The sequence below is a fragment of the Phormidium pseudopriestleyi FRX01 genome, assembly GCF_017313335.1.
Taxonomy (GTDB): domain Bacteria; phylum Cyanobacteriota; class Cyanobacteriia; order Cyanobacteriales; family Laspinemataceae; genus Laspinema; species Laspinema pseudopriestleyi.
Genome location: NZ_JAFLQW010000648.1, coordinates 1 through 9,533, shown reverse-complemented (window position 1 = coordinate 9,533; position 9,533 = coordinate 1). Strand labels below are relative to the sequence as shown.

Sequence of the window (9,533 nt, the reverse complement as noted above, 5' to 3'; positions counted from 1 at the left end):
GGGTTTTGGATATTTTATTTTTTGGAGTTCCCTAATGAAATTGAACCGTAGAATCTAGGGCGGAAATTCCGATGGGGAGGGCTTCTAAAAATTGGTAGAATTTGCTTTCACTTTGGCGTAAGGAGGTATAGAGTTTGGCATTTTCCAAAGAGATAGCCGCCTGTACTGATAAAAACTTTAAAACTTCTAGGCGATCGCTGGGAAATGCTCCGGAAATGAGATTATTCTCCAGATAGATAATCCCACTGAGTTTAGTCCGGTCTAAAATGGGCATACAGAGGATGGATTTCGGCTGGTGAGTCTGAATGTAGCGATCGCCTCGAAATGACCCCTTGGATGTAGCATCGTTCAGGGTCACCGTCTCCCTTGTCCGAATCACATAGCGAATGATCGCCGCCGACAGTAAGCGGCGATCGCCGGTTTCCTCTTCTACGGCATTCAAGGGGATTCCCGGTTGAGTCGTTACCAGATTTTCATCAATGGCAGTTTGAACAATCCATTCCCCGTTTTCTTCTCCAATTAAATAGCCTTTTTGCGCCCCGGCATTTTCAATCAAAATTTTCATTAATGCCCCCAGCAGCTTATCGATTTCTATTTCCCGAGTCAGGGCTGCTGAGGATTTTAAAACACTAACTAAATCCAACACTAATTCCGGTTTGCTGCTGGTTGAATCTAGGGTGAAAAAAGCATTACCCCGGGTTTTTGCATAGATTAAATCCGCTAGGGGTTGCACCAAGGATTGAGGGGAATGCAGGGTAGCTGCTATTAAGTCGGCAACATCGTCAGCAGTTAGATTGTCCAGGGCGATCGTGATCAGGTTGGGGAATTCTGTTTCCAGATGTGCCTTCGTCTTGGCGGCGACGGGTTTATACCGTTCTCGGACTAAAGCGGATTTACCCACCCCGGCATATCCCGCCACGAAAATCAGTTCCCGACTCCCCTCAGCAGTGCGATCGAATGCTTCCAATAAGGTCTGAATTTGAGCCTCGCGTCCATACAACTGTTGGGGTAAATGAAATCGGTCCGAACCGGTCAGGCTGTCCCAGATTAAAAGTTCTGATGGTGTTTTCGGTCTGAAGCTGGTGCAAACATTCTTCTAAATCTGCCTTCAATCCCCATCCCGATTGATAGCGTTCTTCGGCATTTTTAGCCATTAATTTGGCAATTACGTTAGACAGGGTGGCCGGAATTTGGGGTTTAACAGTTTGCAGAGAAATTGGCGGTTTGGCAATATGACTATGGACCCATTCCATCGGGTCCTCACTCTGAAAAGGGAGGGTTCCACTTAAGAGGTGGTAAAAGGTGACTCCCAGGGAATAAAAATCCGTGCGATAGTCAATGCAGCAATTCATCCGCCCGGTTTGTTCCGGGGACATATATAGCTTTTCCTTTATCAGTTGTGGAATGCCCTCACCCCTTTCTCGTCGGCGGCCCAAAGGGGGAGAGGGGAGCTATATATGTCATAAATCATTTAGGATTGCTATAGGATAAGGTGCCTTCGAGACGATTGGCATTTTGGAAACTCGGATTTTCCTGGGATAACACCCCTGAAATCCCAAAATCGATAATTTTAACTGTTCCAGTCTGGGGATTTAAGACAATGTTACTGGGGTTAATGTCTTTATGAATGATATTTTTTCGTGGATTTGTGAAATAATTTCAGTGATGGCAATGGCTAAGTTCAAAAAATCCAGGAGTTCCATTTTTTCGGCAATTTTTAACCGATTTAAGGATTCTGCCCCAAAATCTTCTAGGAGAAAAAATGGACTATTGCCCTCGTTGCTGAACTCATAGACTTGGGGGATTCCGGGTAAATTTAGCGATCGCGTCACTTCATATTCGCGCCAAAACCACCCCAAGCGTTCTGGGGAGGAATAAGCATTTATAAGACTTTTCACAATCACAGGTTGTCCCGATGCTTGCAGATCACCACGATAGACTTCAGAATTACTGCTTTCGTAAAGTTTTTGGGTTAAAGAAATATCAGAAATGGCGATCATTAAACCTCTGTGCCCAGCAAAAATTTGATAGAGTTCTGAGCAAATTCCACAGGCGATCGCTGGGAGGATGTCGGTACAGTAGAGGGAATACCCTAGGGTTTCATGACTAATGCTCGACTCTTTCAGACTCAAAACAGGGGGTAGTCAAAGCTGTTTTCTGGGGTGCATCCTCAATTATAAACATGAGCGATCGTTCATGCATAAAAGAAGGCAGCAGGACTTACACATTATTCTGATTTAAGAGCGCAACCTCATGATGTCGGGTTGAGAGAGCGAATCACCCCTACATTTTATCGGGTTTCTGGGTAAGTCTTCAGCAGGTCCTGGATCTCTAACTTGTTGAATCGTTACAGCCGGGAATGAATCCCTGAAGAGAGTATCAAGAAAATATAAAGAACTAATAAAGACGGACAGAGGAACTCCCCGGAAGAAGATATCCGTGATCTGGTTATTCCCACCCCAGCATCGTGGCGATCGTCTGGGATAGGGTGATAGAATTGAATGGTTTAGAAATAGCACCAGCGACTTTTAGCTGCTCAAGCTGATGTTGGGTAAACCAAAGTGCTTTGGCGGTCAATAAAACTACCGGAATTGACTGCGAATGGGGGTTTTTTTTGAGGCGATCGAGAAAAGCAAAGCCATCCATTCCTGGCATGGAAATATCCAAAACGATCGCATCCGGTTGAGCCGTAGCAGCCAGCTTTAAACCATCTTGAGCCGATGGCGCTAATAACACTTGCCATCCACCGAGGTCTTCTAAGCAAATTTGCACCACCTCTCGAACTGTAATTTCATCATCAACTACTAAAATTAGTTTCTCATTCACAGCCACCTCTAAGTTAAATAAATATTAGGGAAATGGCAATCAACTGGGTTTAAATTGGGATCAGAGGGGCTAGATTGTCTAAGTCGATGGGATCAGAAAAAACCCTGACGGCTTTCTCGATTTTTTTCTATAGCAATCCTAAATGAATTTGTGAATGGACCCTCACCCCCAACATAAGGCGGCCCAAAGGGGGCCGCCTTATGTTGGGGGTGAGGGCATTCCACAACTGATAAAGGAGCTGCTATATATTCACTGTGCTACCCCTGAAACACTTTATTTTGGAGCTTATATCCGAACCCTAATGCAGTCTAGGTAATGAGCTATAGATTACCTAGAACCCTCCGATAAAGGATTCTCTATGATCCAGGAGAATTTGTCAATCACTGAATTTTATCAAACCAGTCCAGTATGGGGATCGCTAACCCGGAGTTTAATCTAGATTTGGCCTTTGGAAGTCATCATTTGAAGACAAAAACCCGGTTCCTCTCAGGAAAGAGGCGATCGCTTCTCCCCTGGATTCATGAGTGATTGAGCGGTTTAATATAACACTTCTAAATCAAAGAGTTAAGGGAAATTTATCAATGACGGGAACGGGTATGAAGTGATATATCCGATCCTTTATCAGTTGTGGAATGCCCTCACCCCCAACCGTCGGCGGCCCAAAGGGGGAGAGGGGAGCTATATATGTCATAAATCATTTAGAACAAGCTATATATCCGATCCTTTATCAGTTGTGGAATGCCCTCACCCCTTTCTCGTCGGCGGCCCAGAACGGGAGAGGGGAGAAGACAGATGTTATAAATCATTTAGGAATGCTATAGCCTCTGGATCCGCACTTGCTCAAAGGGATCTGATCCGGAATTCGGTTGTCAAAGTCGATAAAAATCGGCACCCTCAAGGGTCTGGCTACAGGGACGAAGCCTGCCGAAGGCGGCGACTCGATAAAAACGACTGTTGATACCGGGATTTTGGATCAGCCCCGATCCCCGATATCAACTGGGAGGATCGTCCAGGGTAAAGTAAAAGGTACTTCCCTCACCCAGGGTACTTTCGACCCAGATGCGGCCTCCATGTTGATGGACGATGCGCTTACAAATGGTCAACCCTAAGCCGGTTCCCCCTTTTTGACGAGAGTCGGAGGCATCTACCTGCTGGAAAGGGTTAAAAATTATCTCTAGTTTATCTGGTGGAATGCCTCGACCGGAATCTCTGATGGCGAATAGAACCCCTTGCCATTGGGATTGAACGGTCAGGGTAATGATACTTTGAGGGGGAGAAAATTTAATGGCATTACTGAGCAAATTGGTCAAAATCTGCTGAAGGGCATCGGGAGAGGCCCAGACGGTGGCGGTGTTCGAGGGTAAGGAGAAGCGGACTTCTTCTTTGTCGGCGATCGCCTGAAGACCTTCTACCGCTTGGGCGATCGCATTGGCTGCATCACAGCGTTCCTTGACTAATTCCAGACGACCAGACTCCAGACGTTCTAAATCCAGGATATCATTCACCAGACGCACCAAACGATCGCTGTCCGTGAGGGCAATTTGTAGCATTCGCTGGACTCGTTCGGGCTTATTTTGATACATCCCACTGGCAAGCAGTCCGATCGCCCCACGAATCGAAGTGAGGGGGGTGCGGATTTCGTGAGAAACAATCGAGATAAATTCATTTTTCATCCGCTCAATTTGATGGCGATCGCTAATGTCGCGGGCGATGGTGGAGGTCCCGATAATCTTTCCCCGACCATCTTTCACCGGAGAAATTGTCAAGGCTAGATGAATGGGGGTCTCATTCTTGCCAAGTCGCACGGTTTCATACTGTTGGACCGATTCACCCTGGGCAATTTTCTCCAACAGCGTGCGTTCCTCAGACTGGCGATCGCTGGGTACAATCAGGGTCAAAATCGACTGACCGATCGCCTCTGCCGCAGAGTACCCAAATAACTTTTGAGCACTGGCATTCCAACTGACCACGGTCCCATCCAGGGTTTTGCTAAAAATCGCATCCTCCGAATCCTCTACAATCGCCGCCAGTTGAGATAAAGCCGCTTCGGTGCGCTTGCGATCGCTAATATCACGCAAAATTACCGTAAAAATTTGTTCCCCATCAACCTCCAACTTAGAAATCGATGCTTCTGCCGGAAACTCCGTCCCATCGGAACGAAGAGCGGTGATTTCGGTACGCTCTCCCATCGATTGTGCGCGACCCGAGGTTTTGCCAAAATTCTCGACTTCCAGGCGGTGAGACCTGACAAAGCGACTAGGCATCAGCAGGTCCAAGGGTTGACCCAAAACCTCCCCTGCACGATAGCCAAAAATGCGTTCTGCACCTTGATTAAATAGGGTAATCCGTTGATTGCCATCCACGGAAATAATCCCATCGCGGGCAATTTCCACCAATCCAGCTAATCGCGCTTGAGAGGCTTGTAGCGATCGTTGTGTAGTTTTGCGATCGGTAATATCCATTGCCAATCCCGCCACTGTGACTAATTTCCCTGCCTGATCCCGAATCGGAAAGGCCCGAGAATGAATCCAGCGCAAGGAACCATCGGGGAGCAAAATCCGATACTCTTGGTCATATTCTCCATTTAAATACTTTTGACTCATCCCCTGTTCCACTCGGGGACGATCTTCGGGATGAATGGCATTCAGCCAGTCGTTCGGGTTCTGATACAGCGTTTCACAGCGGCGACCCCAAATCTTTTCATAAGCCGGACTGATGTAAATGAGTTGGTTGTGGATCACATCCGCACTCCAGAAAACATCTCGAATATTTTCCGCCAACTGACGGAACCGAGACTCACTTTCGCGCAGGTCGGCGGAGGCTTGTTGACGGAGGGTAATATTGTTGTTAATTTCCAGGACTTGCCGGGGTTTTTGAAATTCATCGTACTGCAAGACCCAGCGCGAAGCCACGATTAACGGTTGGCCGTGGGGTAGGGTATGGGTAATTTCCCCTTCCCAGTATCCCACTGCTAGGAGTTCGGCTTCGATTTCAGCCCGGGGTTGGGGAAATTGGGGGGAGAGTAATTCGTAAGACAGTTGCCCGATCGCCTCGGATTTGGAAATGCCATACATTCGTTCCGCGCCCCGGTTCCAGAAGGTGATCCGACCCTGGAGGTCTCGGGTGAGAATCGGATCGTGAGCTAAATCTAACAACTGGGCTTGTTGTTGCAGGAGTTGCTCGGTTTTTTGCCGTTCGGTCAGTTCCTGTTGCAGGCGATCGGTGAGTGCGCTCAGTTGTGCGGTGCGTTCCTTGACCAGGGTTTCGAGTTCCAGATTGGTTTGTTGCAGCCTGGCTTCGGTTTGTTTGCGATCGGTGATATCCGTGGCCATTTCCCGGCGAAGTTCTTCGAGTTCGGCAATTAGTTGTGCTTGGCTTTTATCCCAGTCGGAAATGCCGTTCATGGCTGCTTTTCCTTTGTTTTGTGTTTGAGGGCTTCCAGTTGTTGCCGAAAGCGATCGCGTTCGATCCGACTGGTAATTCGTGTGACTAATTCGGGCCCTACAATTGGTTTGCCAATAAAATCATCAGCGCCTACGGCGAATACCTGCCGCAGGGATTGAGCATCGGTATGAGCGGTGACGACTAAAATCGGCAGGTCCCCCCAGTCGGGATCTTGTCGCACCACTTGACAGAGGTCAATGCCATTAAATTTTGGCATTTCTAGATCCAAAATAAGCAGGTCCGGGGTGACGGCGGTCAAAATTTCCCAAAATTTTTCGGGATTGTCGAGGGTGGTGACTTCGAGTCCCCAGGGTTGCAGGAGTTCTTTCATGACGGCGAGGGCGGCAGGGTCGTCATCGACGATCAGGACCTTGGCTTCTGGGGTTGCTTTGGGGGGGAGGACTTGGGCGATCGCTTTTAAAATTTGGTCGCGGGTGGCGGGTTTGAGCAAAAATCCCCGTCCTCCGCATCGAGACACGGCGACGCGATCGGCAAGGTTATCCAGGGCGGTAAAAACCAGAATCGGCAGGGTGGGAAATTGGTGGGTGACTTCCTGTAACCATCGCAGTCCCGCTTTTTCCCCGGGGGAGGTGCTGGTTTCGGGACAGGCGATATCCAGGAGGATCAGGTCCGGAGTCCTCCGGGCGATCGCTTGACGCGCTTCGCTCAGGGTGTGCGCGGTTTCTACCCCCATTCCCAGGTTCGCCTCTTGGGAGTTGAGGGTGGTGGCGATCGCGCGATCGGAGTCAACGATCAGCAGGGTCCGCGCTTTGGCCGGGGAAGGGACTTCTAGGCTGATCTCGGTGGGGGGTTTGGTCAGTTCTTCGCTTAAAGCTCGGGTTAGCTGCTCCAACTGGCGGGTTTCTGACGCACCTAGGGGAGTGGGTAACATCAGCAGGTATTCAATTTTTCGGGCCAGGTTGGAGCCTTCTAAATAGCCGAAGGGACCCAGGGAACCGGCCAATTTATGGGCTTCCTGGATGGCTCGTTCCTGGAGTTCGTCGGTGAGTTCCCCGTCCGCTAGGGCGTTGTAGGTTTGCCGTAATAAGGCAATTTGTTGGTTTAACCGGGGTCGATATTTTTCCAGAATCTGGGCAATGGAGGCGATCGCTTGTAATTTTTTGACCGGGGTGGGAGTCTTCTGCTTTGGGGCAGTTTCAGCTTCGGGGGTCGCGGGATTTGCCTCCGTTGCCGGTTTGAGTCGATACCCTAATCCATATACTGTTTCAATGGGGTCGTTGTCAATGCCAACCGCTTTGAATTTCTGCCGCAAGTCTTTTATATGAACGGTAACGGCATTTTCGGTGGGGGAATCATCAAAGGACCAGAGGCGATCGATAATGGCGCTTCGACTAAACACCCGTTGCGGATTTCTTAAAAACAGTTCCAAGAGCTTATATTCTGTCGCCGTCACCCCCAAGGATTGCCCATTCCAGGTAACCTCCCCAGAGACGGGCTTTAAGCACAGATCTAACCAGGTTAATGTCTCAGTAACTGGCATCGTCCCCCGTCGCAGCAAGGCCCGAATCCGCGCCATCAGTTCGGAAAGATTATAAGGTTTGACGACATAATCATCCGCCCCCGCATCCAACCCCGTAACAATATCCTGGGGGGAATCTTTCGCCGTCAGCAGCAGGATGGGTTTTTGATATCCTTGTTCCCGCAGTTTCCGGCACAAGCTGATGCCATCAAGTTTGGGAATTACTAAGTCAAGTAAAATTAGGTCGCACTCCAAGATTGTTGCCAGTTCTAGGGCGGTTTCCCCATCTGCTGCCGCTTCTACGCTATAGTTCTGCTTTCTCAAGGCAACGGAAAGCGCGGCACTCGCGGGTTCGTCATCTTCAACTAGAATGATTTTCATGATTCTAAGGATTTGTATCAGTTACTATATTGGTTTCCGGACTCGGCGTCTCCTCATACGAGTGCTCTGGGTATATAGCCAGTCTTGCAGCAGTTTGACACCTCACCCCCGTCCCCCTTCGACCCTTCGACCCTTCGACCGGCTCAGGGCTCAGGGCTCAGAGCTCAGGACAGGCCTCTCCCGCTTTGGGCCGCCGACGAGAAAGGGGTGAGGGTCCATTCGCCTAATCATTTAGAACCGCTATAGGGCGGGTTGTTTTGTTTTAGACCAATTTTACTCCAGAGGTGACCGCGCTTTTACTCCAATTTACAAAAAGTATAATTTCTGAAGGATTCTTCTGGGGCGATCGCCCGGTGGACTCAGGTTGCCCACTTGGGCTGAGTTTGATTAGAATAGTAGTAGTCTATCTCTTGGTTTCCCCGCTATGGGTATTCAGGTTAAACCGCTCTATCGCGCCTTTCAACTGTACCAGAAATCAGGTAAATTCGGCGATTTTGCTCTGTTAAAGGCCGATGCTTTGGGGGCGAAAGCTACTCCGAATCTGGCCGGAAGACTGGCAGGGGTAGCAGGATACTATCCCGAGATTAATGTCGAACAATTGTTACAGTATCCCCCGGGTACTTTCGGGCGCGAGTATGCGAAATATCTCACAAGCAATCGACTCAAACCCTTTAATGTCAGCCCCGAATTCGAGGCGATCGCCCAACGGAATGTCTTCGCCCTCCGCTATGCAGTGACTCACGATATTTTCCACTGTTTGCTCGGCTTTGATACCAGCTATGCTGGAGAAATTGGCGTTTTAGCGTTTGCCGCAGCACAAAATTACAGTCCCTCCCTCAAGATTAGTCTCACTTGCGCTAAAATCCTCTATCCGCTGTTAGCACCTCCACAGCGCAGGGCGATCGGGGCTAATCTAGCTAAAGGACAAGCACTGGGAAAACAGAAGGTTAACGTTATGACTTTCTAATTATTAAATTTTTATGTATTTTTTGCCGCACATTGCGAAAAAATGTAACAGTTAATCCTTTTTTCAAGGAAATTTGATTACAATAAAATCAAATCGGTGAGTCCCCATTCAACCGTAACTTTATCCTGATCACAGAGGGATATGCCCGTTAGAATGGGGTGCTATGATTTAGGGGTTTTAGGCGTTCATGCATATCCCCCTTTCCTTGAAACAGGATGGCCCAGGAATCGGTGAAGAATTACCCATTGATTCACAACCCATCCCTCAATCATAAGTCGTTAGTTTGATTAGTAGAGGTTGTTTTATGTCATCTGATAACCAAACCGTGCCGCATCTGCATACTCAAAAGGAAGTAGAAGAGGCCGTCAAGGAGTATAAAAGTAGCGACCTCAGCGGGACTGAGTTAATTCCTTTATGGCAAGCGATTCACGATGC

At 48.6% G+C, this 9,533-nt stretch carries 8 protein-coding genes; 1 reads left to right on the top strand and 7 read right to left on the bottom strand.

What is annotated here, in order from left to right:
* Positions 1-31 precede the first annotated feature (31 nt).
* From J0895_RS26185 to J0895_RS24365, 7 genes are all read right to left on the bottom strand, one after another.
* The gene (locus J0895_RS26185) at positions 32-1,000 is read right to left on the bottom strand and encodes an AAA family ATPase (protein WP_242541572.1); all 969 of its coding nucleotides are present in this window, start codon (positions 998-1,000) and stop codon (positions 32-34) included.
* Positions 942-1,376 carry a serine/threonine protein kinase gene (locus J0895_RS24390; RefSeq protein ID WP_277989898.1) on the bottom strand — a complete coding sequence of 145 codons (435 nt, stop codon included), beginning with the start codon at positions 1,374-1,376 and terminating at the stop codon, positions 942-944. The genes J0895_RS26185 and J0895_RS24390 overlap by 59 nt, the downstream gene beginning before the upstream one ends.
* 91 nt (positions 1,377-1,467) lie before the next feature.
* Positions 1,468-1,602: a hypothetical protein gene (locus tag J0895_RS27055; protein ID WP_422894350.1), complete on the bottom strand. Its 135-nt coding sequence runs from the start codon at positions 1,600-1,602 to the stop codon at positions 1,468-1,470.
* Complete coding sequence (locus J0895_RS24380; RefSeq protein WP_207090576.1) at positions 1,593-2,132, bottom strand: serine/threonine-protein kinase; 540 nt, start codon at positions 2,130-2,132, stop codon at positions 1,593-1,595. Before J0895_RS24380 ends, J0895_RS27055 begins: the two co-directional genes overlap by 10 nt.
* Before the next feature lie 316 nt (positions 2,133-2,448).
* Positions 2,449-2,826: a response regulator gene (locus tag J0895_RS24375; protein WP_207090575.1), complete on the bottom strand. Its 378-nt coding sequence runs from the start codon at positions 2,824-2,826 to the stop codon at positions 2,449-2,451.
* A gap of 992 nt (positions 2,827-3,818) precedes the next feature.
* Positions 3,819-6,230, bottom strand: coding sequence for a PAS domain S-box protein (locus tag J0895_RS24370; protein ID WP_207090574.1), 2,412 nt, complete (start codon positions 6,228-6,230; stop codon positions 3,819-3,821).
* Positions 6,227-8,131: a response regulator gene (locus J0895_RS24365; protein WP_207090573.1), complete on the bottom strand. Its 1,905-nt coding sequence runs from the start codon at positions 8,129-8,131 to the stop codon at positions 6,227-6,229. The genes J0895_RS24370 and J0895_RS24365 overlap by 4 nt, the downstream gene beginning before the upstream one ends.
* Before the next feature lie 424 nt (positions 8,132-8,555).
* Between J0895_RS24365 and J0895_RS24360 the strand changes: the two genes are divergently transcribed.
* Complete coding sequence (locus J0895_RS24360) at positions 8,556-9,098, top strand: Coq4 family protein (protein ID WP_207090572.1); 543 nt, start codon at positions 8,556-8,558, stop codon at positions 9,096-9,098.
* Positions 9,099-9,533: the final 435 nt, after the last annotated feature.